The sequence below is a fragment of the Vibrio sp. CB1-5 genome, from assembly GCF_059412285.1.
Window position 1 is genome coordinate 58,100 of record NZ_JBJHPB010000024.1, and the last position, 25,393, is coordinate 83,492.

13 protein-coding genes and 1 pseudogene are annotated in these 25,393 nt (G+C 45.5%); 4 read left to right on the forward strand and 10 right to left on the reverse strand.

Translation table 11 applies throughout. The features are described from left to right. The first annotated feature begins 26 nt into the window (after window positions 1–26). From ACJB0T_RS16355 to tnpB, 4 genes and pseudogenes are all read left to right on the forward strand, one after another. Window positions 27–10,142 carry a LamG-like jellyroll fold domain-containing protein gene (locus tag ACJB0T_RS16355; protein ID WP_479289239.1) on the forward strand — a complete coding sequence of 3,372 codons (10,116 nt, stop codon included), beginning with the start codon at window positions 27–29 and terminating at the stop codon, window positions 10,140–10,142. Window positions 10,143–10,153: 11 nt separating this feature from the next. After that, window positions 10,154–11,422 carry a DUF1501 domain-containing protein gene (locus ACJB0T_RS16360; protein ID WP_479289241.1) on the forward strand — a complete coding sequence of 423 codons (1,269 nt, stop codon included), beginning with the start codon at window positions 10,154–10,156 and terminating at the stop codon, window positions 11,420–11,422. Between the two features lie 149 nt (window positions 11,423–11,571). Continuing rightward, window positions 11,572–11,772, forward strand: a pseudogene (locus ACJB0T_RS16365) (IS66 family insertion sequence element accessory protein TnpA); the annotation flags it as partial. A gap of 5 nt (window positions 11,773–11,777) precedes the next feature. Beyond that, the gene (gene tnpB / locus ACJB0T_RS16370; protein WP_479289243.1) at window positions 11,778–12,083 is read left to right on the forward strand and encodes an IS66 family insertion sequence element accessory protein TnpB; all 306 of its coding nucleotides are present in this window, start codon (window positions 11,778–11,780) and stop codon (window positions 12,081–12,083) included. Window positions 12,084–12,162: 79 nt separating this feature from the next. On the opposite strand, the gene ACJB0T_RS16375 is transcribed toward tnpB, so the two are convergent. The 10 genes from ACJB0T_RS16375 to ACJB0T_RS16420 all read right to left on the reverse strand — a co-directional run bounded on the left by ACJB0T_RS16375 (window position 12,163) and on the right by ACJB0T_RS16420 (window position 25,197). Next, a complete protein-coding gene (locus tag ACJB0T_RS16375; protein ID WP_479289244.1) occupies window positions 12,163–13,236 on the reverse strand; it encodes a protein-glutamate methylesterase/protein-glutamine glutaminase in 1,074 nt (357 codons plus the stop codon). Between the two features lie 5 nt (window positions 13,237–13,241). Next, window positions 13,242–14,066, reverse strand: a complete 825-nt coding sequence (locus tag ACJB0T_RS16380) for a CheR family methyltransferase (protein WP_479289246.1) — start codon at window positions 14,064–14,066, stop codon at window positions 13,242–13,244. Beyond that, window positions 14,066–16,894, reverse strand: coding sequence for a methyl-accepting chemotaxis protein (locus tag ACJB0T_RS16385; protein WP_479289248.1), 2,829 nt, complete (start codon window positions 16,892–16,894; stop codon window positions 14,066–14,068). The genes ACJB0T_RS16380 and ACJB0T_RS16385 overlap by 1 nt, the downstream gene beginning before the upstream one ends. Window positions 16,895–16,904: 10 nt before the next feature. Continuing rightward, the gene (locus ACJB0T_RS16390) at window positions 16,905–17,456 is read right to left on the reverse strand and encodes a chemotaxis protein CheW (RefSeq protein WP_479289250.1); all 552 of its coding nucleotides are present in this window, start codon (window positions 17,454–17,456) and stop codon (window positions 16,905–16,907) included. Window positions 17,457–17,564: 108 nt separating this feature from the next. Further along, window positions 17,565–19,700, reverse strand: coding sequence for a chemotaxis protein CheW (locus tag ACJB0T_RS16395; RefSeq protein WP_479289252.1), 2,136 nt, complete (start codon window positions 19,698–19,700; stop codon window positions 17,565–17,567). A 242-nt stretch (window positions 19,701–19,942) separates the two neighbouring features. Continuing rightward, entirely contained in the window at window positions 19,943–20,197 is a 255-nt protein-coding gene (locus tag ACJB0T_RS16400; RefSeq protein ID WP_479289255.1) for a hypothetical protein, read from the reverse strand. 112 nt (window positions 20,198–20,309) lie between these two features. Continuing rightward, window positions 20,310–22,046 (reverse strand): ABC transporter permease subunit, encoded by a 1,737-nt coding sequence (locus ACJB0T_RS16405; RefSeq protein ID WP_479289257.1) that lies wholly within the window; start codon window positions 22,044–22,046, stop codon window positions 20,310–20,312. Window positions 22,047–22,051: 5 nt separating this feature from the next. Continuing rightward, complete coding sequence (locus tag ACJB0T_RS16410; protein ID WP_479289259.1) at window positions 22,052–23,557, reverse strand: ABC transporter substrate-binding protein; 1,506 nt, start codon at window positions 23,555–23,557, stop codon at window positions 22,052–22,054. Between the two features lie 15 nt (window positions 23,558–23,572). Then, on the reverse strand, window positions 23,573–24,442 hold the full coding sequence (locus ACJB0T_RS16415; RefSeq protein WP_479289261.1) for an ABC transporter ATP-binding protein: 870 nt from the start codon (window positions 24,440–24,442) through the stop codon (window positions 23,573–23,575). Continuing rightward, window positions 24,442–25,197, reverse strand: a complete 756-nt coding sequence (locus ACJB0T_RS16420) for an ATP-binding cassette domain-containing protein (RefSeq protein WP_479292211.1) — start codon at window positions 25,195–25,197, stop codon at window positions 24,442–24,444. Before ACJB0T_RS16420 ends, ACJB0T_RS16415 begins: the two co-directional genes overlap by 1 nt. Between the last annotated feature and the right edge of the window lie 196 nt (window positions 25,198–25,393).

The window sequence follows — 25,393 nt, forward strand, 5'->3', positions numbered from 1 at the left end:
ACTTATTTCTATACATAGGGTGAGTTATGCCTCGAATTCCATTTGTGCTTTCAACCAATGTAGTGCTTATTAATGCATTGGTTTCTTTTTCGACTCATGGTGCACCAGTCAGCAGTGTTACTGATGGTTTAATGGCTTGGTGGACCTTCGACCAAGTACAAGAAGAGCAGTTTCTTGATGTTATTAGCAATAAAAGCATACTCGCAAGCAGTATTGAAACGGTGCTCTCTGAAAAAGGACATGGCGTCACATTAACTCGTGAGCAAAGTTTGTCTCTACCAGTCTCAGTGATTAATGATTTAAGCACTGAGGTAACAATGGCGTTATGGTTAAAAGGTTGGGATACGGTTGGCACTAATCGAGTTATCTATGCCACCGATACCGATGGTAAACGCGTCATTGTTGCTAATTTACCATACCCTACTGATGACCACTTGTATGTCGATATTGGCAATGGCACGGAAGGCATTGATTATGTTCTGTATTACGGTGGCGATGACTATACCCAGCAGCCTGATAAGTGGCAGCATGTGGTGTTCAGTAAAAATACAACAACCGGCCTGATGACCTTCTACGTGAATGGGGTTAAGGTTGATGTAAGCACTGGAAACGTGAAAGCGATTGGTGAGGTTAGTCGTTTTTTACTGGGTGAAGATTACAGTGGTAGTCTGGATGATTTTCGAGTGTTTAATCGTGCGTTAACGGACGAGGAGGTATTGGCGCTTTTTAATGAGTCTAATTATGAAGCTGTTGTGGAAGCACTTGATGGTGATGGTGATGGTGATGGCGTCAGCGATGAGGAAGATGCCTTTGCTAATGACGTGTCCGCCAGTGTAGATAGTGACGGTGATGGGTATCCTGATAGTTGGAATGAAGGTAAGTCATCGGCAGATTCGACTACCGAGTTAGTTTTGGATGTCTTTCCGGAAGACAGTACAGAGTGGAGCGATAGTGACTTAGATGGGGTTGGAGACAATAACGATGCTTTCCCGAACGATGCGACGGAAACCGTAGACACTGATGGTGACGGTGTCGGTGATAATGCGGATGCTTATCCATCTGACCCGACTCGAACGACTCAAGCACCAATCGATCCTAGTGGGCTTATCGCTTATTGGAGCTTTGATGAATCCGTTGATGGTCTTGTAAATGATCATACTGGTGAATACGTCGTTAATCTCACGCCTAATCATCAGTTAATCAGCAGTCCGAGAGGACAAGCATTAGATATCATGAATGCTCAAGATGGGCATGAGCTGCTGTTGGATGCATCACTACTTACTGCTGCGACAGAAGCACTGTGTATCACTTATTGGGCTAAAGGTTATGAGCAGACCGGAGATAATAACTTCTTGTTTGCCAATGATGATAATGGTCGTCGTGTACTAAGAAATCACCAGCTTTGGAGAGGAGGTAAGCTCTACTTTGATGCTGGCAATGACCAAGATGACCCGTCAGTCTACGATCGTATCAGTCAATACCCAGCTAGTGATTTCACGTCAGATCAATGGCATCACTTTGTGTATTGTAAAGATATTACACAAGGGCGAATGGCGGTCTATATTGATGGAGAAATACTCGTAGAAGGGACGGGGCGTAGTCAAGGATTTAGTCTAGCCCGTGTCTTTAAATTGGGTAATCGGTATAGAGGTCAACTGGATGATCTGCGTATCTATCACAAGATGCTGTCTTCAGAAGCGGTTTCTGAACAGTATCAATCTGGTTTAACTAATCTCGACAGTGATGGTGATGGGATTGCCGATGAGCAAGATTTGGTTCCTTATGATGTCACCGTGTCGCAAGCTACGTTGCAATTAGATTTTAATGATCCTAACGATATATTGTCGGGGTTATTACCCACTGGTACGACATTAACTGAGCAAGGTACGGTGTTAACGGTTGCTGATACCTATGAAGGGTTAATGGCGAACCTGAATCAACCGGATCTTGGTGCTCTTCACTTTAGCTCAACTCTTCTTAATCAAGAGACGGCATCATTTACTGCGATGCAGCGTTTTCATTATCAAGCTTCCAGTGATTATCAAGCAGTCTTTAATACTCGAGACTCAGAGTTAGAAGGTTTTACCTTATACATTAAAAATGGCCAGCTTCAATTGTGGTATGGCGACACTGCGAAGTGGCATATTGTCAAAGGGCAAAGTCTAGAAGCGGGACAACACTATCATATTGCGCTTAGCTTTGCTGGTGTGAAGCAAGCGGATGGGCTGCACAGTGGTGAATTTCAGTTGTACCTTAATGGCGAATCGGTATTGGTTTCGGGGCTTGTTAAGTTAAAACTGGATACTGCTAATCAGCTGCATATTGGCGCAGGGGGGAGAGCAGGCAAAAACTATCCGCACATAGCGAATATCGATGACGTGATGTTATTCGATGAGAGCCTATCTGCAAGTCAAATCCAACATATTATTGCTAATCTACGTAATGTAGACACCGACTTAGACGGCATGGTGAACCGAGATGATACGGATACGGATAACGATGGCATTTTGGATGCCGATGATGTTCTGCCGTTAACACAACTTGATGTAACTGTGGATACTGATGGTGATGGCATTGAAGATGCCATTGATCCAGATGATGACAATGATGGCATCAGTGATGTGGATGAGCTGGCGTTAGGCACAGACCCATTAAAATATGATACTGATGGTGATAGTGTCAGCGACGGATTGGATCAATTCCCAACAGACAGTAGTGAAACATTAGATACTGATGGGGATGGCTTAGGGAATAACAGTGACCCTGATATTGATAATGATGGTGTGTTGAATGTAGAGGATGCCTTTCCATTGGATGCGACGGAGGCTTTGGACACCGACAGCGATGGTATTGGCAACAATACCGATGACGACGACGATAACGATGGGGTGTTAGACATTCATGATGACTTCCCTCTCGACGCTACGGAATCCTCCGATTTTGATGCTGATGGTATTGGGGATAACAGTGACCCAGACCTTGATAATGATGGAGTGTTAAACGAAGACGATGCATTCCCTTATGATGCCACCGAGTCGTTAGATACGGATTTAGATGGTTTTGGTAATAACCAAGATGCTGATGATGATAATGATGGAGTGGAAGACAGTAAAGATGCGTTCCCACTAGACGGGACGGAATCCCTAGATACCGATGGTGATGGCATAGGTAACAATACTGATGCCGACGATGATGGTGATGGTGTTAATGATGAAGCGGATGCCTACCCACTGGATGCCCGTTTCTCGGAAAGCGTCGAGTTAACGGTGGCCGTGAGTGATATTGGTGTACCGTTGGCTTCTGATATTGTGTTTATTCATGGTGATGAGCAATATGAAATCATGGTGCCATTTGGGGGAACAAGCAGTATTACCCTGCCACCACGCAAGTATTCAGCCTATGCAAAATCCACTTATGGCTTACAAGCATTCCGTACACCAAAAGTCATTGACTTAACGGACACTTCAGTTGAGCCAGATCCATTCTCTGTAGTGTATCGTCCAACACCTGATGCGGCCTATGTGAATCAACGTTCGCTTCCTGGGCTTGAGATCGAAGTGTTGAAAACGGGGTTAGGAAATATTCGTCAGATGGCGATGGGTGATGGCGTACTGTATGTAGCGACGCGTACGGAAGACCAGGTTTTGGCGATGCCATTTGATGTCGAGACATTGACAGTGGGCGAACCAGTGGTAGTCGCGCATGGTTTAAATATGCCAAGTGGTCTAGCTTATCGCAATGACGCGCTATACATAGCTGATGTGGATGGCTTGTATCGAATTGATAATATCGATGAGGTGTATCGCACTTTCCCTTCCTACGAGCAAGAACTTGTTCTACCAGGTAGTGAGCTGGATACGACAGACCGAAGCTGGGCGGCACAGATACATCACCAGTGGAAGTTTATCCGCTTTAGTCCAAATCCGGATGAAAACGTCATCTATATTCCGATCGGTTTACCATGTAACGCCTGTACGCCATTGGATGAACGCTTTGGTACCATTCTCAAATACGATTTAGATACCCAGTCCTATACAGTAGCTGCTCGTGGTATTCGGAATACTGTGGGATTTGACTTCCATCCCGTGACTAATGAGATTTGGTTTAGTGACAATGCTCGCCAACCAACGGACTTGGGTCCTGACTTTTATGGTGTACCGGATGAAATTAATCGAGTACGTGTAGAAGGCGAGCACTTTGGTGCACCGTATGTGGTAAGTCATCGACAGTTGGGTATTTCGCAAGCAGAAGAAGACAATGGTGATGGGCTAGATATTCCATTGTCAGACATTCAAGTAGACAGTTATCAATCTCCGGAAGTGCTGATTGCCGGACATTCGGCACCATTGGGTATTGAGTTTAATAACTTATTATCCAACCAATATGGGCATCAACAATTGTGGGTAGCTCAACATGGTAGCGGTACCCCTGAGCATGAAGGGATTAATCTGCAATTGATTGGTTTAAATTCGCAAGGTGAGGTGGACTACCAAATTGATGCGATGCCATTTATGAAAGAATTTGGTGGCAACTATATTTGTTTTGATGGCAGTTGTAATGGCCGGCCAGTGGCTTTATTAACTCTCCCAGATGGTTCCATGTTGATGTCAGATGATGCGATGGACAGCATTATGCGCATAAAACCAACCAGTGCGGTGCTACCAGAAAGCCGTATTACGCTAACCCCACCTGAGCTACCGGATTCAAGTTTGGTCAATGATCGAGTGCAAGTGAAATTGACCGATCCATTAGGATATACCCGTCATATTACCTTACGTTTTGGTGGGCAGCCTTTGGTGATTGAAGGAGCGGTATACGGTGATTATTTGTTAGAAGTTGAGGATGAAGGCTTGTGGTTGTCGGAGTTTGACCAATCAGCAACTCAATCTATCTCGGAAGATAATCTGGCGATTGCGTGGGATATTAATTACAACAAGTCAGATGTAACGGAAGGGAGCCTAAATCTAACATCTCCTTTGGCACCAAGTATCGAGTTAGCCAATGAGATGCAAACTGTGACTATCACGGGGGAGAACTATTCATCGACGCATGAACTGGCTTGGTCCGAGACCTTAGTACTAGATAATTTAGCATTTGGTGACTATGAAGTTGTTGTCAGTTCTGTGGGCGCTTACTACCCAGTCCCTTCAAGTCAGACGCTGACCATCAGTGCAAGTACACCGTCATTAACCAGCAGCTGGACCATGTCGGGAGACGTACTGTCAGGAGAAGCACTGTTTAATGAAAACTGTACGGGTTGTCATACTCCAAGTGGCGGCTTGGCTCCAGATTTAGTGGGTGACAGCAGTGTTGCAGAGCGTTGGGATACGCTATCCGCCTTAGAAGGTAAAGTAGATACCATGCCAGTGGCGACATGTGACTCACTCTGTGTGGAAAAAGTATCGAGTTACTTATGGTACGACGTATGGGGTAACGAAACTGCGGAGCGAATGGAGCCAGGTAAAATCACCGTTACTGTGAATGCTTTGGAGTCTGGAGTTATTGGCCAAGACGTGACACTAAAAGTTAGGGGGACCGAAGTGTCTGTCGATCTTGTGGTGAAAGTTGGTCAGTCAGCTACGGCGATAGATTTACCTATTGGCGATTACGTGGTGCGTTTGAATGATGCTCAAGGGGCAATTGAACCAACAGCGATGCAAGTACGTTTAACGGAAACCGCTGTGGAGCAAAGTATTACGTTGGATTATTTTGTAGTAGGGACAACGGATACTGATGGCGATGGGCTTGTCGATGCTCGTGATAACGATGATGACAATGACGGTATTATAGATAGTGAAGATACTGATTCGACTATACCGAGTTTATCTACAACACCTGTGACGTATTTTATGGCTACTGACGCCAATGGTCAGATGTTAAAGACGGAAGGCATCTATGTGTATAAGAGAGCGTACTCGGATACCAACCTTCCAGATGTGTGGGAACTACACGCAGTTCCTGGAGCAACAGACACTTATTACATTCGCACCAAAAATACTTGTGATACAACTGGCCAGTATTGTGATTATTGGTTGAACTTCGCAAGTCGAAACTTGCGCTTATACCCAAGTGACAATGTTTACGATAAAACCCCATGGGTGCTACACCCAACTGAGCACCCTATGGAGTTTTATTTAGAAAATCGTTGGAATTGTGAAGGAGGAGACTACCGTTGTGGAGATTGGCTAGGGGTTAATAGTTCGGGGCAAGGCAGTGTCACCAGCAGCGAGACCGAGCGTGTAGCTATTCGTTTTATAAGTAATGTTGGGTCAGTGCATATTGCTGAGTCAGATTTAGATGGGGATGGCATTCCAGACAACTTAGATTGGGATCGTGACAACGATGGAGTATACAACGAAGAAGACTGGCGTCCAGATGACCCGTCGGAGTCAGTAGATACTGATGGTGATGGAATTGGTAATAACGCAGATACAGACGATGATGGTGATGGTGTCCTAGATTACTATGATGGCTACCCGCTTGATCCTCTTCTATCGGAGCAATCAGGTGTAGTGAATGTTGACCCTAATACAGCGACGTTCAGTGATCTAAACAATGAAGTGTTACAACAGTCTTGTGTGAATTGTCATACGCCGGAAGGGCCAGCGAAATACAGTAAGATTCACTTACTGAAAGGCAACGATAAAGTGACTGGCGGTGATAATGCCCAAATCTTGTTAGATTATATTGAAGCGTTTGATCCTAATATAGAAACCATTTTAGCGAAACCTTCCGGAAAAATGCCACATGGTGGAGGGCTAGTATATGGCCAAAACACGAACGAATGGCAAATTTTGCAGTCTGTACTCTATCGAGCTAAAGGGTTATCGGTGCCGTCAGATGGTAGCTATGATGACGAGTTCATTATGGCGAGAGCAGATGAGGTATACCACAAAGCCTCATTGGTATTAACAGGCACGTTACCTAGCGAAGAAAAAATGCAATTGGCTAAACTCTGGACGGAAGCTCAGTTAGCTGAAGAAGTGGCTCTATTGATGAATGCAAATAGTGCAGGGTTCAAAGCCTTTATAAAAAGAGGTGTAGAGGACCGACTATTAATAGGAGAGTTTAGAGATAGAAATGGTGCCGTTGGTGATATGTATAATGAATATACAAGAAAATATCCAGCTTTAATCAGTTATCATACAGAGGACTTAGAATATTTAGGTGATAATGCTGTTGATGGTACAACTAGAGAGTTTCATACAGGTAAGGAAACGATAGGTGGTGAGTGGCTTGATCTCGACATGGGTCAGCCTGTCAATATTCGAAATATTGTAATGCAAACGCGAGATGGCTACCCGTACATGATCGAGCGTCTCAAAGTGAGTTTTTCTAATACACCTTTTGATGGTGGTTCAAATGAAGACATTCTTAACCGTAGTGATGTAACAACAATTGATCTAGCTCAGCATACGGACTGGAACTTTGATTCTCCAAGTTATACTCATTACTACAATGGTTTCGATCAATCAGCACGATATGTACGTTTATCTTCTGGACAAGGTCAAGACTTTATAATGAAAGAAGTTGAGCTTCTGGATGAAAGCGGTATTAATCATGCGCTGAGAGCAGACACTCGAGTTTCGTCATACTGGACCAAGCTCACACAAGCGGTGAGAGAAGCACAGGAGCGATTGAGTGAAGAGTACGTTGAATCTCCAGGTGAGTTAGTGTGGCATGTCGTTAGTCAAGATAAGCCATATTATGAGATATTAACGGCAGATTACACAATGGCTGGGCCTGAAATGCAGCGCTGGTTTATAGGTAATTCATCTCCTAGTGATGAATATATTCCTATTCAAGATATTCAGTATCGAGCCAATGAAGAGGAAGCCGTGTTGCGTCCACATGTGGGTATTCTATCCACGTATGGCTATCTAGGTAAGTTCAACAACACGAATACGAACTTCCATCGTCATCGTGCAAGTCAAACTATGATTAATTTCTTGGATTATGACATTGAGAAGCAATTGGCTAGAACCGTTTCAACAGCGGATGTATTGGGAGACTCTAATCCAACTATGAATAACCCTGCGTGCTCCAATTGTCATGTTACGATGGATCCAATTGCTGCCGGTTTCCAATTCTACGGTCATTTTGGCTCTTATAAGCAGCACAATAATGAGCACTCACTGGTAACGAATGCATCAGGATATGAGAAGGGGCTGACATGGTATAATGATATTCGCCCTGCAGGTTATTATGATGTGATTAAGCCCGAGCAGTCGGAGCCACTTAGATGGCTAGCAGAACAAATAGTGCAAGATGAGAGGTTTAGTACTGGTACTGTACGTTTCTGGTGGCAATCACTATTTGGTAAAGAGATGTTACCTGCACCATCACCTGAATCTCCAGAATATCCGTCACTCTCTGCAGCTTATAATAAGCAGCAAGAGCTAGCTTTAGAGTTGGGCGCAAAATTGAGTATTGAACAAGACCTCAAGTCTATGCTGTTAGCTATGGTGATGTCGGATAATTTTAGGAGCGTTCAAGCTACGGAGGTTGCAGAGTCAAATGCGGCAGATAAACTAGGCCGCTATTCAAAAGTTACTCCAGAGCAATACGTTGATCGTTTGTCAGCATTAACTAATGGTTATCGAGGGGACGTCTATGGTAACTGGAATAATGATACTGGATTCCTAGATGACTTAGATAGTTCAGCTTTCTATGGTGGTTTAAATACTAGTGGTGTTACAAAACGGGTGAATGAAATGACACCTTTGTCTACTAGACTTGCGCAAAGCTTAGCGTACCAAAATACATGTACTATTGTTGTTCATGATGCATTGGTCAATGATGAGGAGCGTACTTTGTTAAAAGGAGTCGATTGGACTTGGAGACCGAAAGCAACCCTTAGTAACGATGCATCAAATTCGGGAGGGGACTTTAGCACTTTACCTGGTTTGGCTTCACGTTATACTTTTGAAAAAACCGATAACCTAGCATTTGATAGTATTACACAGGTTAACAGTGCTGTTATTTTAGGTGATGTTACACAGGAGCTAACATCGAGTGGATATAGAGCAAACTTAACTCAGACTGATCAACAAGGGATTAAAGTACCGTTCAATCGCTTTGCTGACCAAGCTTTACAATTTAGTCTTTCGATGAAATATGCACCTCGTAAGTTCGATTACCCATATGCAACATTACTTAATCTGAGAAATATTGATGTACATGGCATTACCATTTACCAAAATGGAAGCTCACTACGCTTCTGGTCGGGTGATGGGGATAATTGGAGTGATTCACAAACAGTTGCATATGTCAATAAAGACACAGAGCACCATTTTGTTTTAACTTATGATGGGCAGCGCAATGGTGAAAATCACTTTGGGGTATTTACCTTCTTCTTAGACGGAGAGCAAGTTTACCAAACGTCTGAAATGGAAACTCGTTTCTTACATGAAACCCACTTTAATCTTGGCTTTGGTTCAACACCAGATACACCAAACTACTTTAACGAAGCAAGTTATGATGATATTCAGGTGTTTAATCGAGCACTGCTACCAGAAGAAGTTGAGTTTTTAGCGAATGACAGTGTTCAATCTCTCTATGATGCAGATGGAGATAGTCATCCTGATATTTATGATCACTTCCCAAATAACCCTGAAGAGTGGCTAGATAGTGATGGTGATACAATCGGCAATAATCAGGATACCGATGATGATAATGATGGTGTTGAGGATAGTAATGATGCATTCCCTGTTGATGTTGCAGCAAGTGTAGATAGTGATGGTGATGGCTATCCTGAAACTTGGAATAGCGGATATTCACAGCAAGACTCTTCAACAGGACTAAGCTTAGACACTTTGCCTAATGTTTATGTTGCTGATGAAGGCGCACATTATATTCAACTCAAGATAGCCGAGATATTGACGAGAACTCGAGGTAAATCTGTAAATGTGAATGACCCAGAAATCTTAGTTGTCTATCAGCTGTTCTTAGATGTGCTGGACTATCATAATGCGAGTCAGTCTATATACCTTTGGGAAGGTGAAGCGTTAGATACAGCATGTGACTTTGATAATGGTCAGTATGATATTTCAGACCTCACCACAGACAATCAAGACGTGTTCCGAGCATGGAGAGCGGTACTTATCTATGCAATGACAGACTTTGAATATTACTATCATTAAAGGAGCAGACTATGAACAGACGAGAGTTTATTAAGCTATTAGGTGCTTCTGCTTCTGTGGCTGCAATGCCAACTATTTCCTGGGCTTCAACACCCACGAATCCACAGTATTTTTTTCTAATTCATGCTGGAGGAGGATGGGATGTAACAAGCTATTGTGACCCAAAGGAGAATACGGTTGGTGCAAAAGAAATTACAACTTGGTCAAGAACACAATCTACTCAGCAAGTAGGAAACATTCGCTACGCGCCATTTGCAAATAATCAAGCTTTTTTTGAGAAGCATTATCAAAAAATGTGTGTTGTGAATGGAATTGATGTTAAGACAACCAACCATGCTGGTGGGCATTTGGTGAGTATGACTGGAAAGTTTGTCGAAAGCCATCCATCAATTACAGCGCTCTTTGCGGCATCTCAAGCTGAGCAACCATTGTTGTCATACTTGTCAGCGTCCAACTTTGGTAACAGCATGGGAATTGTTCCGGTTACGGAATTATCTAGCGCTTTTAAAAATAACTTGCAGCGTGCAGCTAACCCTCAACTTAACCCTAACCAGACAAGAGGTGATAGGCATAGTTATAAATTGATCACAGATCATGAATTAGAGTTAATCAAACAGGCTAGAATTAAAAGGCTTCAGTCGTTAGCAAATAAGGTGGGAAATTTGAACCAAGATCAGGTGTTGATTGATCGAATGCTTAATTTTGAAACAACCAGTAGTTCATTCTCAGACTTTTATACGACATATTCTAACTTAGAGAGTCCACCTCATAATGCTGACACTGTGAATATCATTTTATCGGCTTTTGCTACTAATCAAACAAATGCAGCAGATTTTACCTTTGGTAGCTTTGACACTCATACTGACCATGATGCAGGTCATGATAGGCAGCTGAGTCGATTAAATGATGTGATTGATTATATATGGTATGCTTCAGAGCTACTCAATATTCATGATAAATTAACCATAGTATTAACCTCAGAGTTTAGTAGGACACCTTATTATAATAAGGATAACGGAAAAGACCACTGGAATGTAGGTAGCTCAATATTCATGCGTCATGCTCCATCTTGGGGGAATAAAGTAGTAGGCAGTACTGATGAGTTCCATAACTTGCACAAGTTCAATTTAAGTACAATGGAGCGAGATGAGATTAATGGGCAAAATCTGACCATCGAACACATTCATATGGCATATAGGGACTTATTGGGTCTAAATGGGAATGCGTATGCTGACTTATTTAATTTTGGTGATGCTGAGGTTCCAAGAATATTCACATAATTACGTGTCTTGATTTGTAATTCTCGATAGCTACCATAGTAAAGACTATACCATTATTGGGAGCTGTCGAGGTTGCGATTCAATGTTTGCCTTTGTTGCGTAATTCGATGGAACTAAAGTAAGCGCATCATAAACCCCGTATTCTAATTGCCAAGCGGCGCCAACTTCAAACTGTAATGCGACCAACGCCAGTTGGATTTGTCAGAGCTGAAGTCATCGAAAAGACAACAAAGTATCAAGCTCAAGTAGTAACGGCTAACATGACGCTGCTAGTCAATGATGTTGAACTTAGCATCCCTCAAGGCACGCCAGTAGTCTATCTGGCAGAACTCATCGGCGCTACTGCTTGAGGCACATGCTCAGTGCTCCAGAGATTTGTCTATATCGTGAGAGTGTCGATTTTAGAAAGTCTATCAACGGCCTCACGGTGATTATCGAAAGTGACACCGACTTACCCTTGGGGAGCGCACTGTTCCTGTTCACCAATAAACAGCGCGACAAAATCAAAGTGTTGTACTGGGATAATACAGGCTTTGCTCTCTGGTATAAACGTCTTGAAAAAGCCAAGTATAAATGGCCTACAAAAGACAAAGATGAAGTGTTTACCCTGAATCAATTTGAGCTTGATAGACGGTGGCAACTCTGTTTTAAGGAGATATGAAATTTTCAGGGTGATTCGGTGTGTTCTATTAGTTCATTAAATTTTTAGCGGCCAAGTTCGGTAACAAAGGCATTCACTATTAACTGACCACCGATTCAATATTAATCAGCTCAGTCGTGATGGCTTCAAGCGACAGTATTCTCGATACAGCTCCTAAGTTCTTGGCCGCTCTTGGCATGCCGTACACCACACTGCTTTGCTCATCTTGTGCGTAGGTCATAGCGCCTGCTTGCTTCATTTTTAATAGGCCGAGCGCACCGTCTTTTCCCATCCCAGTAAGAATGATACCAATGCCCCTTTTTTCTGCTTGCTCAGCGACGGACTCAAATAGAACGTCAACCGAAGGTTTATGGAGATTGAGTGGCTCGTCATCGTTGAGTTGTGTGTAAAAACAGCCAGCGCGTTTTAGTATTTTTAGATGGTAGCCGCCGGGCGCAATGTAGACGTGGCCAGATTTGATCACTTCATCATGGCGCGCTTCTTGTACTTGAACCGAGCATAGACCTTGTAGCCGTGAGGCAAATGAACTGGTAAAGCCTGAAGGCATGTGCTGAGCAATGACAATACCGGGGCTATTTTCCGGCAGGCATCGAAGTAGTGTGGTAATGGCTTCGGTTCCCCCAGTTGAAGCGCCAATGGCAATGAGTCGATGGGATACTTGCCTTGTCGACACTGATGCTGACTCGTTTTGCAATGTCGGTCTTAGTGGTGATGAGTAGCTTTGATTATGCATGGTTTGCTGCGCGCGTTTGAACTGAGACTTCGCTTCTCTGAGTTTTTTGATCACCTCTCGTGCGAAGGAATCAAAATGGCTTGCTGACACTGCGGATAAATTTGGCTTTTGAATGCAGGACGCTGCGCCCAGTTTGATGGCTTGTTTGGCGAGTAATGGGTTATTGGAGAAAAGCTGAGAAATGACGACAACTGGCATAGGACGCAGTGTCATAATTTTGCCGAGAAACGCAAGACCATTCATACCAACCAATTCGATGGCGAGCGTGACCACGTCGGGTTCGACTTCTTTAATCAACGCTCTGGCTTGATGAGCGTCATGGGCGACGCCGACCACCGTCATGTTGGACTGACTGCTGATGATGCTTTTTAGATGTTGGCAGGTACCATTATTAGAATCGGTGATAAGTATTTTTAGCATCGTTGTTATACTCGTCGGTAAGTGGTTTGTTTGAGCAATTTGAACGGCGTTTGCTCCGCTGGGCAGCTTTCAGAATGACCGAGAAACAGCAAGGCGTTTTTCGGTAAGTAATTCGCGAACTTGGTTAGGATAGAGTGCTGGGTCTCCCTGTTGAAATAGATCAACACATTTCGACAAAAAATGGCGTGAAACTGCTTTTGCATCGGCCATTGATGATCCATAAGGTTCAGTTTCTTAAAGTGCACCAACGCTTGTATCTCTGGCTTTACTTCGTACAGTTTCGCCGCTTTATTAAAGTTAAAGAAGCGTGTTTTTTGCTCCTCACTCGTGCTTCCTAATTGATCCAATGTATAGCATCCATGCTTTGCGGCCGCGAGTACTTGCGTGTTGAGATCCGTCGCCAATATCTTGACCGGAGGCTGATAGCTTTCAAACGCCTCTGCCATGGTGATAGCAATGCTGTATGCCTCTTCACCGGTTGAGCAGGCACTGCACCAGATCCGGATTGGCTCAGTGACTCTATTACCAACATAATGGTCGCGAACATGCTGCTTGAGGAACGTAAAGTGATAAGGCTCACGGAAGAAATAGGTTAAATTGGTGGTGAGCGCGTTGACAAAGTACTCCCACTCAACGTGGTATTGGTCGCTAAGCAAGGCAATATACTGAGCAAAACGGGTCAGTTGATGCGCTCTTAATCTTCCGACTAACCGATTGTAGACCAGTTTTTTTTTGTTGCTGTGAAGGTCTATCCCGACTCTTTTGTAGATAAGGGAAGCGATCGCAGCAAAGTCATCGTCGGTATATTCAAAATGAGTATGTACGATCATCAAAACTCAGCCCAATCCTCATTGTCACTGTTGGAAAGCAGACGAGGACTGACGGGTCTTAAATGGTTCTCCTGAGCGGGAAGTTGCACTTCTCCTGTGTCACTGACATTTTGATCCCCAGTATCAAACACCGAGACATAGAGCGCTAAGTTAGCCACCTGTTCTTCGAGCGAACTGGCTGCCGCGGAGCCTTCTTCCACCAAAGCAGAGTTTTGCTGGGTCACATCATCGACTTCTAGTATTGCTTGCGTCACCTGATCTATCCCCGTACTTTGCTCAACTGAGGCTTGGGTGATTTCTTCAATCAGCTGTGCCACATCTTGAATGGAATTAACCACGCCAGAAATAGAGTCACCGGCTTGTGAGGCCAGCTTCGAGCCGGTCTCAATCTTATTCACTGACGAATTAATCAGGCTCTCAACCTCTTTGGCCGCCGCTGCAGAGCGCTGTGCTAAGTTACGAACTTCGGTAGCAACAACAGCGAATCCACGTCCTTGCTCTCCAGCTCGGGCAGCCTCAACAGCCGCATTGAGCGCGAGAATATTGGTCTGAAAAGCAATGCTGTCGATGACGGAGATAATGTTCATGATCTCTCGTGAGCTAGTATGGATCTCTGACATGTTATCAACCACTTGCTTAACAACTTCGCCGCCCTTACGTGCATTGTCTGAGGTTTGTTTCGCAAGCAGGTTGGCTTGTTTGGAGTGCTCGGAGTTTTGTTTTACGGTGATTGTTAGCTCTTCCATGCTGGATGAGGTCACTTCAAGGCTGCGCGCTTGTTTTTCAGTGCGCTGCGCGAGATCGATGTTGCCAATGGCAATTTCTTTGGTCGCAGTATTGATGGTGTCAGCCGAGATTTTTATATGTTGAATCATCTCTTTGAGCTTACTGACAGTAAGGTTCGAGCTGGTTTTAAGCTCGCCAAAAGCACCAGAATAATCGGCGCCAATTTGTGCGGTGAGATCGCCTTTGGCTAACGCAGACAGCACGGAAACAATGTCAGCCAAACTCACTTCGCTTATCTCTAGCAAGCGATTCATGTTGCCACACAGCATGGTGAAAAATGGGGTCTTGCCATCAAGCGCCATGCGTTTGGTGAAGTCACCATCAACGGCTGAGGCAATGACATGCTCAATTTCTTTCTCGACCGCGATCTCTGTGGTGCGATCTGACCATTCGGTCACATAACCAATTTGCTGGCCTGATGCGTCGATAACAGGATTACTGACGATGCGGAAAATGCGGCCGTTGATATCCACTTCCTGCACCTGCTCTTTATTGGCTGAAGGTGGCTCTTGCTCGAATCCACTCGCAGAGCTGAGCTGGTGGGGTGGAGGGCAGAGCCCTGGAATATTTAGATCTTTGATTTTGGATCCCACAAGCTTTGTGGCATCAAAATCAGGAGCTAAGGTTTGGAATTCTTGCTGGGCTTGCTCAAACATACCTTCGATGGCTGGATTGACGTAGATAATGGTGTGGTCACTGTCTTCAATCATCATGTTGGTACTCACGTTGTCTAACGCGATTTTGATTCGCGTCGCCGAGACTGCTTTTTGGCGTACGCTTTCCATGCTATGGGCTAATTGAACTTTCATGACTTTGAGTGACTGGAGAACTTGGCCAATTTCGTCGTTGTTTTTGATATCAATGTCAAACAGATAGTCCTGTTTGACGAGTCGTTTAAAGTAACGGCGGATATCTTTGAGTCGACGATTGATGTCGTGGCTAAACAGATACGCAAACACCAAGTAGATGCCGATAAACAGCAGGGTGATGGCCGAGGCCAAGGCGACTTCAAACCAGAATACCTGCTTACTTTGGTCATAGATTTCCGCAGATTGAACTCGGTTCTCGCTAATCAAAGCGCCGAGATTGTCTTCGTAGCTGGTGATTTCTGCAATGGCGACAGAAACGCGAGTTCTAAACAGTTCACTGTCGTGAAGGCTGGCATCGCTTGACATCAGAGTGCTGTAAATTTCAGGTAGGGTTGTGGTTGCAAGCTGAGTGCTTTGGTTGGCGATGGCTCGATACTTCTCAATGGTGGAGGCGTGTTCAGTATCAAATTTGTTGATCAGTGCTGCGCTTAGCTGCTCTAACTCGGTCGTGTTTTGCTTGAGCTGTTGCCCCGAGGTGACGTGATAGTCAAAGCTGTTGGGTAGCAGTAGAGATTGCAGCAATAAACGATTCTCTATCCAGAGTTTGTCCATGCTATGAAGTCGGCTATAGGACTCGATATGATTGTTGTAAAGGTGCTCAACGGCTTCTTTTTCTGTGTATGAACTGTGTATGCCGATACCGAGGACAGTAATCAGGGCAAAGGTAGCCATAGCGACTAAGCCAAACAGACGCTGTTTAATGGTAAGTGCACGCAGTGGGTTGGTCCGGTGCTTTTTCATCACCTTACCACTTTGTATGACGTGGTCATCTTGTTCGCCGTCTTTGAACTTCGCATACTGCGCTTTGACATTATCGAGTTCGGCTTTATCGGGCATGGAGCGAACAGACATGAAACCAAGTTGATTCCCGTCTTTGTATAGAGGGGTCACATCGGATTTTACCCAGTAGAAGCCGCCATTTTTCTGTTTGTTTTTGAGGATCCCTGACCAGCAGTTTCCGGCTTTGATCTCGCGCCAAAGATCTTCAAACACTTCTTTCGGCATGTCTGGGTGGCGAACAATGTTGTGCGGACTTCCGATTAACTCTTCTTTTGAGAAACCGCTGACGCGGACAAAATTGTCATCGGCAAAAGTAATGCGCCCAGACATGTCCGTGGTTGACACCAGTATCTCGTTTTCTTTGATAAGGTATTCTTGGTCATTGTTACTCATGGGCATAACCTTACTGATTGTCGTGGACAAGCGAAGCGTCACTATCGAGTTGTTCGAACAGTGCCATGTCACGGCTGGTCATCAGTTTTTGGATGTGAATAAGAATAAGCATGAGCTCGTTTTGCGAAGCGAGCCCCTGAATGTATTTGGTATCAAGTGCACCAGCGAAGTCTGGGGCAGGTTGTATGTCGTTGGCATCAATGGCAACCACATCAGCGACGCTATCGACCACAATGCCAACGATACGCTCACCGATATTGAGAATAATAACGACGGTCATGTCGTGATAGCGTACGTCTTCAAGCTGAAACTTGATCCGCATATCCACAATAGGTATCACCACGCCACGGAGGTTCATGACCCCTTTGATGTAGGTTGGCATGTTGGCGATGGCAGTCACTTGACTGTAAGTGATGATCTCTTGAACCGTGAGAATATCGATGCCGTAATATTCTTCACCAAGCCAAAAGGTTAAGTAGCCTTTTGCGTCGGATTGGTTGTCGTTGTCGGAGGCGCTGTTCACTATTTTCGCTCCTATCTCCAAAGTGGTTATCTGTTGCATTGGGTGAATGTCACTCCTTAGGTGAGCACATTATGAGCAATGAACTGATAGAGTTGAAAATAGTTTAGGAAATAGTTGGCTTATACCAAGTTAACTTGTTGATGGCGGTTATTTGCTGTGCAAGGTATCGGGCTGGCGAACCAAATCGGCAACATCCAAGATCAGCGAGACTCGGCCGTCTCCCATGATGGTGGCGCCGGAAACACAAGGGATTTTGCGAAAGTTGTTCTCTAGGTTTTTAACCACCACTTGCTGCTGCCCGAGTAGGCTATCAACAAATAAGGCAATGGTTTTGCTGCCGTGTTCGAGCAGCACCATAATGCCATCGCTCAGTTCGGTGATGTCGGTGTCTAGATTGAAGAAGTTATGCAATCGAAGCACTGGGATGTAATCATCGTGCACTTTGATCATAGTTTCGCCGCTGTTAAGTTTTTTGAGATCGTGCTGTTTTGGTTGCAGCGACTCGACAATATTCGTCAGTGGAATAATGTAGACATGCTCACCGACACTGATCGACATCCCTTCAAGTATGGCAAGGGTGAGCGGCAATCGGATCGACATTCTGGTACCTATCCCGAGAGTGGAGCTTATTTCTACTGTGCCCCCCATGCTAGCGATATTACGTTTGACCACATCCATGCCCACGCCTCGACCAGAGACTTCGGTGACTTGTTCTGCTGTTGAGAAACCGGCAGAAAAGATCAATTGAAATATGTCCTGCTCGCTCATGTTTTGAGACAGCGTCAGCCCGTTATTTTTGGCTTTTGCGAGGATTTTTTGTGGATCGATACCTGCACCGTCATCATCGACATGGACAATGACGTCACCGCCGCGATACACCGCAGACAAGGTAATTGTGCCGTGAGGTGTCTTGTTGAGAGCTGCTCTTTGCTCAGGTGCCTCGATGCCGTGGTCAATGCTATTGCGAACCAAATGAGTGAGCGGATCGACCAGCATTTCGAGTAAGCCTTTGTCGAGCTGTGTTTGCTCACCCTCGATAATGAGCTGAATCTCTTTATTCAGGGCGTGGGAAAGATCTCTTACGATACGTGGAAAGCGGCCAAATACGGTGCCGATAGGCATCATGCGTACCGACATGACGGTGGCTTGAAGATCTCTGGTGTTTGCTTCTAGCTGGTTGAGTCTACCAGCGAGCAGTTCGTTGCTGTTTAGCCCTAAATCGAAGGTCAGTTTTTGCAACATAGACTGAGTGATGATGAGCTCACCCACTTGGTTGATGAGCTGATCGACTTTTTGCGTGCTCACCCGAATTGAGGTTGACTCCAGAGATTTGGTCGCAGGGATTGCGCGTTGATTGCTGACGGTTTTTCGCGGCTGTGATGAGGGCGTAGGGGACGGTGCTGGCTCAGAGTTTGGGAGTATTTTGCCGCGCCATTGGTTTATTTTTTTCTCAACTAGTTCGGCTTTCATTGGCTTTAACAGGTAATCATCCATTCCTGTTTCTATGCATCTTTGCTGCTCTTCCTCTCCCGTCATTGCGGTCATGGCGATAATGGTTACGCTCTTGTGTGTCTCTCCCGCCGCGCCTTGTCGTATCTTTTCAGTCGCTTGATATCCATCCATAACCGGCATTTGGCAATCGAGGAGAATCAGTTGGAAAGGCTCGTCTTGCGAGGCCTTTAAGATCTCTAGTGCATGCTCGCCATTTTCTGCAACCTCTACGGAACTAAAGCCAATCTTGTTTAAAGTGAAACTGGCGACTTTTTGTATCACCTTACTGTCTTCAACCAAAAGGACTTTGATGGTTGATTTCTCCGCCGCGGACAAGGGGGCGTTGATGGAGAAAGGGGCAGCCTCTGAATTTGTTGATGGAGTCTCTGGCGACACTGTTGCGCGCTGCAGCTCATCACACAGAGTATCGATTTGCGATTTGAATGACGCTGAGTCGTGATCGGTTTGATAGGAACCTTTGAGTACGTCGAGCAAGTCACGGGCATTAAGCAGGGCATCAACAACGGCTTGGGTGAGGGTAATTTGATGATTGCGTAGCTTATCGAGTAAGTTCTCGAGAACGTGGCTGACGTGAGTAATATCGTCAAAACCAAAAATACCAGAGCCACCTTTTATCGAGTGAACTGCCCGAAAAATAGCGTTGAGTTTATCCGCCAAGTCAGACTCGTCATCATTTTGGTTCATTTCAAGTAACAGGGATTCCATCTCTTCAAGATGTTCAGCCATTTCTTCAAAGAAAATGAGTTCGAATTGTTGGTTAGATTCCGGCATCGCACATTGCTTCCTGCATTCTGAGAGTCTGTGAGCGTTCAAATCAAAATAGTGATGAACAGTCTCCAGCGAAAAGGAAAAAGGTTACATATCAGTATGGTTGGCAATAGAGATATGTTCAATTGTGTTTATTATCAGGGTAGGCGAGGGCGTTGGGGTTGCGTTAGTAAAGCGCTGGAATGGAGGCAATTGAGCGCGCCAAATAAGAGAGTGCAGCGCGCAAAATCTATATGTTGGTCAACTTATCCTAGCAGGATGGAGGTTTCCAAAACGTGCTGGGCATTGTCCAGTAGCTGTGGATACTTGGTCATCAATTGTTTGTATTTGTCATCGATGGACTCAAGAGCGCGCATCGCTCCAAACATTTCCACCGTTTGCTCTGGCTGTAGGTTAAGAAGCACTTTCAAACCGTCTAGGGAAATGTGGTTTGCTGATTCGACTTTAGCGATCGCACCGTCGATCATTTCGAGGGTAATGTGAGAGTTGTTATTGTTCATTATCAGGCTTTATATTGAGAGCGATGTTAGATCTTAATGATCTCAAGATTTCGTGTTGCGAGATGTTAATCTTGTTGCACGCGTTTTTACCTTGATTCGGATCATGGACAGTTTAATCATCAAACAACAAATTGATGGCAACGCCCATCATAACAAGGCCTGCTATTGGTCCCATTACACCCATTGGTGCTCGTTCTATATAAGGCAAATTCTCTGCAATCATCAAACCCCATTCAGGTGAAGGCGGCTTTGCTCCAAGACCAATAAAACTTAGTGCTGTCAGGCTTAAGGTAATCACGGGCAGTCTTAGCAATGCGTGTCTCAATAGAGGTGGCATCACATAAGGCAGTATGTAATGTCTGAGTATTTTAACGCGGCCTATTCCCCAAATAGGGGCTAAGTGGGTGTAGGGTTGCGCTTTTGCTTCGGTAATTAAGCTTGAGCAATGCGCTGCGAGTGGTGCCCATGACACAAAAACAATGGCAATCATTGCGCTACTTGGATGCATTCCAGTTAACCCCGCAACCAACAGACCAGCAATGATGTACGGTACGCCTTTGGTTATCTCGATAAGGCCTTGGCTAATTCGAGTGTTGAAACCCAATAGAATACCAACGAGGAGGCTTAGTAAGGTAGCGATAAAGCCTTCTTTAAAGGTCGATAACATTCCAGCGCCAATGCGCGCCATTAGATCTCTGCCGATGCCGTCAGCACCAAGCGGCGCTTCAAGGTTTGGTGCTGCTAATCTAACGTATTGACTGGTATAAGGATCAGCAACCAGCGACCAGCAGACAACAAGGAACAGCACAGCAAAAATTGAGTAGGCAGTAAGGCGCTTTCCTTTACTTGAAGTAAGCGAGAAAGTTGAGTGGCTACTGATCAGTTTGCCACTTTTTAAGCTGTGTCCCAGCAGCCATTGCTGGATGAGTAATCCAATACTGCTGATAAATATCGAGATCAGTAGCAGTACTAACAGTCCACCTTGTAGCATTGGTAAGTCCTGTGCTTTGGCAGCACCGAGAATAAGCCGGCCAATACCAGGAATTGAGAAAATCTGCTCAACCGCAACCGCGCCGCCGGTCAAACCAATCATGATCATCGAAATCTGCGGAATCAGGCTGCTTATGGCTCGCTTTATTGCAAACCGAAAAATTTGGTTTGAACTCACATTCGCGCTCAACCAAGTAATGACCCAAGGCTCATTCAGTACTCGCTGCAAGCTGTCTCTAAGCAATCGACTAAACAGTCCACTTGCTGGCAGCGCTAATGCGAAGCTAGGTAGCCAAATGTGTTGCCAGCTTTGCCAGCCATAAGGTGGGAAAATACCCAACCAAATAGACAAAACAAGGATCAGCACCGAGGCTACCACATACTCTGGCAGCGATATTAGTATCGTGCTCAAGCTATTGTGGGTTTGATTAAGCTTATTGGTTTTCCATCGATAGAGCGTGTGCAGTAAACCAAGACTGCACAGTAAAAACGTCAGCCCAAGTGCGACTAACATTAAGAAAATAGAGGTAAACAATGTCTGCTGAATGCCGTCAGAGACCGATGTGCCATCTATCCAGGACACACCGAGGTTGCCGTGAAGCGCATCACCGAGCCAATCAATCAGTCTTTCTGTGGCAGAGCGATCGAGCTGAAGATCCTCTCTCACCGCCGCAAGTGCTTCGGGCGTCAGCATATGTTGCTGACCAGCACGCGCTCGAAGAATGGATTGGCTCGGATCGATACCGGCAATATCCGGCATCAAGCCAACAAGAATCACAACGACAATAAGAGAAGCGAAACGCGATAGCCAAGGGGCGAACGCGTTTAACGACAGTCTAGGGGCACCAGCAGACATCATTAGGCTTAGTTAACCTTGGTTTGTACGTCGATTAGACGGCGCTCGCTAGGGTCACGAACCGCATCGGTTACACGCTCGCTTTCTCCTTGAACTACACGTTCGTGCAGCAGTGGGATCGCAGCGTAATCACCAAGTATTTTTTGCTCGGCAGCAATGATGGCTTTTTGGCGCTGTTCACCTAGGGGCTGTAGGTCTGCGTGAGTGAGTGCGTCGTCAACGGCCTCTGAACAGAATTGACCTAAGTTGAATGAACCTTCACAGCCAAAATCACTTTGCATGTAAGCAACGGGATCACCTGAGTCTAATACAGTGGCACGTGAGAGGATGAAGGCATCGAACTTGCCAGAAAGTGCATCGTTTTCGATTTGCGCGTACTCGCGGATATCAAGTTCTACCTGAAAGCCTGCTGCCTCTAGTTGCTGCTTCAGTAGTGCTGCAACTTCTGGTAGCTCTGCACGGTCAGTAAAAGTACCGATCAAGATTTTCTCACCGTTGGCTTTTTTACCTTTTTCTAGAGGTGCCGCTTCTGGACGAATAGGTGCAGCCCAAGCCAGTGCTGGACCAAGCAGGCCTTCTGCAATATCAGCATGGTTTTCGTAAACGGTGCGAATGATTTGCTCGCGATCAATCGCTGCTGCAGCAACTTTACGAAGTTCAAGCTGGCTAAATACCTCAGATTGGTTGTTGAGGTAAAGGGTGTTGGTGCGGGGCATGGCCACTTCGTGCAATAAGTTCTCATCCAGTGTTGCGATTTGGGAAACGGGTACAGCTTCCACTAGGTCTGCGGCACCAGTGCGAAGAGCCGCTGCGCGAGCGAAGCCATTCGGAACGTATTCTGCGATAACCGTTTCAATCTTAGCTTTCTCGCCCCAGTAGCCATCAAAACGCTTCAGCTTAGCGCTGGTGGTGCCGTTGATTTCAACGAGTTCGAATGGACCTGTGCCAGCTCCAGTTGGAATAACACGGCCATTATCTTGGTAGGCACTGCTTGCTAGGATAGCCAACTGAGGGCTTGATAGTCGGCTTGGAAGCAGTGGGTCGTTGAAGGTCGTTTTTATCTCAACGTGGTTTGCATCTAATGCTGTGACTTCAAGGTCGATACCATCAAGGATGCGCGGCTTTGGCGCGGCGTCGAGTGCTTTTTGAAGTGAGTTTACTACAGCATTAGCGTCCAGCATTGAACCGTCGTGGAATTTGACGCCTTCACGAATCGTAAAGTGCCAAGTTAGTGGTTCAATTTGTTCCCATGCCGTTGCAAGCATTGGCTCTGCTTCTGATTTAGGTGTTAGGTTGATAAGCGTTTCCGCCGTGCTCCAACGAGATAGCTTGAAAGCATCGTCTGAAAGTGGCGATAGACCGGTGCGCGGTGGCTGCATCATAGCCACTCGAATCTCAGATTTTACTGCAGTATCGCTCGCGGCATTTTGAGCCTCTTCTTTGGAATCAAAACAGCCTGTCAATGGCAAAGCTAAGGCAAGCGCACATGCCAATTTAATTGAATGGAAACGCATGGTTAGTGTTCTCTATTATGTTTGTGAGTTGGTGTTGTGTTTATTCACCGCTGAAGATAGCGATTGGGCGTGGATTAATGCCTTGGTTGTTGGGTGAGTCGGGGCGTTCATAATGCGAGTTGCGCATTCATGCTCTACGACTTGCCCTTGGTCTAAGACCACAATGTCATCGCACAATGCACTGGCTGCGCCGAGATCGTGTGTGACTAAAATGAGTTTAAGTGCTCTTTGTTGCTTGAGTGTGTTCAGCAGATCAATAAGACGCTGGCGGTTAACGGGGTCTAAGTTGCTGGTGGGTTCATCGGCAACCAGTAACTCAGGCTCAACGATAAGCGCTCTGGCAATCGCTACGCGCTGTGCTTGGCCTGTGGAGAGTTGGCTTGGCGTCAGGGCTAATAGTTCTGGTCGAAGCCCAACTTCTTCTAGTGCTCGTTGGGCTTTGTGCCGATGGTTGCCCTCAATACTTAGACTTTCCAGTGGTTCAATCAACACTTGAGCAACGGTGTAATAAGGGTTGAGGCTAGTATGTGGCTCCTGCGGGATTAGCTGGATCTGCTTACACAGAGCAAGACGCTCTTTGCTAGAGGCGATAGGCAGCGTGTGCCCTAACACCTTGATGCGACCTTCTTGCGGCGAGCGTAATCCAAACAAGAGTTCAATCATTGTAGATTTGCCTGCGCCTGAAGGACCGACAATCGCCACACTGCGCTCGGCAACCTTGAGCGACACCTTATCGAGCGCTTTAAAAGGTTTACCGCCCAACCACTTAGGCACTGAGTAGTGGTACACACTTACATCGTCAAACAGTACACTTGATACTGCTGCGTTCTCTGCACGCTTGGCTTGTTCGAAAGAAACAGCCTGTCCCGAGGAAATAGCTAGCATCAGATCAATCCTCTTAAAGATTGGCAAAAATCATGTTCGCTGCACTCGAGCGTATGGCGAGGCTCGCCGTAGGCAATGACTCGGCCTTCATCAATTACCACCATTTTGTCGCACTCTAATGCACTATGGAGATCGTGAGTGATCAGAATGCCAGCCATATTGGTATTTCTTACACTCTCTCTGATTAGCGTTAGGATCTCTTGTTCCGTCACTGGGTCTAGCGCACTCGTTGGTTCGTCCGCAATGAGCAGAGAGGCCTTACTTAGCAGTCCGATTGCGATGCAGACTCGCTGTCTTTGACCGCCAGATAGCTGGCTTGGATAAAGCTTGAGGATTGTTGAAGGGTCAGAGAAGCCAAGTCGAGTGAGTAATGCGACGATAGTGCTTCGGTCATCTGTCTTGGGCTTGGTGTACCAACCGGTGTGTGCCAGCGTCAGTTGAGCTTCAACGGTTACAAGAGGATTCAGAGCCTGCAGAGCATCCTGAAAAATAAACGCTGGGCGCTGCTCTGGTGCTCGTTCTATCATGGACACATTACTTACGTTGGTGCCCGCTAAGAGGATATCGCCTGAAACTGACATTGAATCAGGAGTAAATCCAGCAATCGCCTTTGATAGCATAGACTTACCAATACCAGAAGGACCCATTACCGCAAGCATTTCACCTGCGCCAATGTCGAACTGAATACCTTGGAACAAGATGCGTTCTTTTGACTGGATTGAAAGCTGGTTGACTGTAAGGATTGGGGCGTTCACGGAGTGGCTCTGATGGCTAATGTTATAACGTAACAAGGGTATCATTCCCTTAGTTCATTGAGAAGTGTGATAGAGCGCTAATTTTGTAACTTATCGATATGAGTTAGCTTAACTGATTAATTTTAAAGCGCTCTTAATGAGTAATGCTTGTAAGTTAAGAAGCTAACACCTTTTAGAAGGCCTAGTCGCATAGCGA

Excerpts from the sequence above, each read along its gene's own strand:
- ACJB0T_RS16355 (WP_479289239.1), top strand. The coding sequence starts at position 27 with ATGCCTCGAATTCCATTTGTGCTTTCAACCAATGTAGTGCTTATTAAT.
- ACJB0T_RS16360 (WP_479289241.1), top strand. The coding sequence starts at position 10,154 with ATGAACAGACGAGAGTTTATTAAGCTATTAGGTGCTTCTGCTTCTGTG.
- tnpB (WP_479289243.1), top strand. The coding sequence starts at position 11,778 with ATGCTCAGTGCTCCAGAGATTTGTCTATATCGTGAGAGTGTCGATTTT.
- ACJB0T_RS16375 (WP_479289244.1), bottom strand. The coding sequence starts at position 13,236 with ATGCTAAAAATACTTATCACCGATTCTAATAATGGTACCTGCCAACAT.
- ACJB0T_RS16380 (WP_479289246.1), bottom strand. The coding sequence starts at position 14,066 with ATGATCGTACATACTCATTTTGAATATACCGACGATGACTTTGCTGCG.
- ACJB0T_RS16385 (WP_479289248.1), bottom strand. The coding sequence starts at position 16,894 with ATGAGTAACAATGACCAAGAATACCTTATCAAAGAAAACGAGATACTG.
- ACJB0T_RS16390 (WP_479289250.1), bottom strand. The coding sequence starts at position 17,456 with ATGCAACAGATAACCACTTTGGAGATAGGAGCGAAAATAGTGAACAGC.
- ACJB0T_RS16395 (WP_479289252.1), bottom strand. The coding sequence starts at position 19,700 with ATGCCGGAATCTAACCAACAATTCGAACTCATTTTCTTTGAAGAAATG.
- ACJB0T_RS16400 (WP_479289255.1), bottom strand. The coding sequence starts at position 20,197 with ATGAACAATAACAACTCTCACATTACCCTCGAAATGATCGACGGTGCG.
- ACJB0T_RS16405 (WP_479289257.1), bottom strand. The coding sequence starts at position 22,046 with ATGATGTCTGCTGGTGCCCCTAGACTGTCGTTAAACGCGTTCGCCCCT.
- ACJB0T_RS16410 (WP_479289259.1), bottom strand. The coding sequence starts at position 23,557 with ATGCGTTTCCATTCAATTAAATTGGCATGTGCGCTTGCCTTAGCTTTG.
- ACJB0T_RS16415 (WP_479289261.1), bottom strand. The coding sequence starts at position 24,442 with ATGCTAGCTATTTCCTCGGGACAGGCTGTTTCTTTCGAACAAGCCAAG.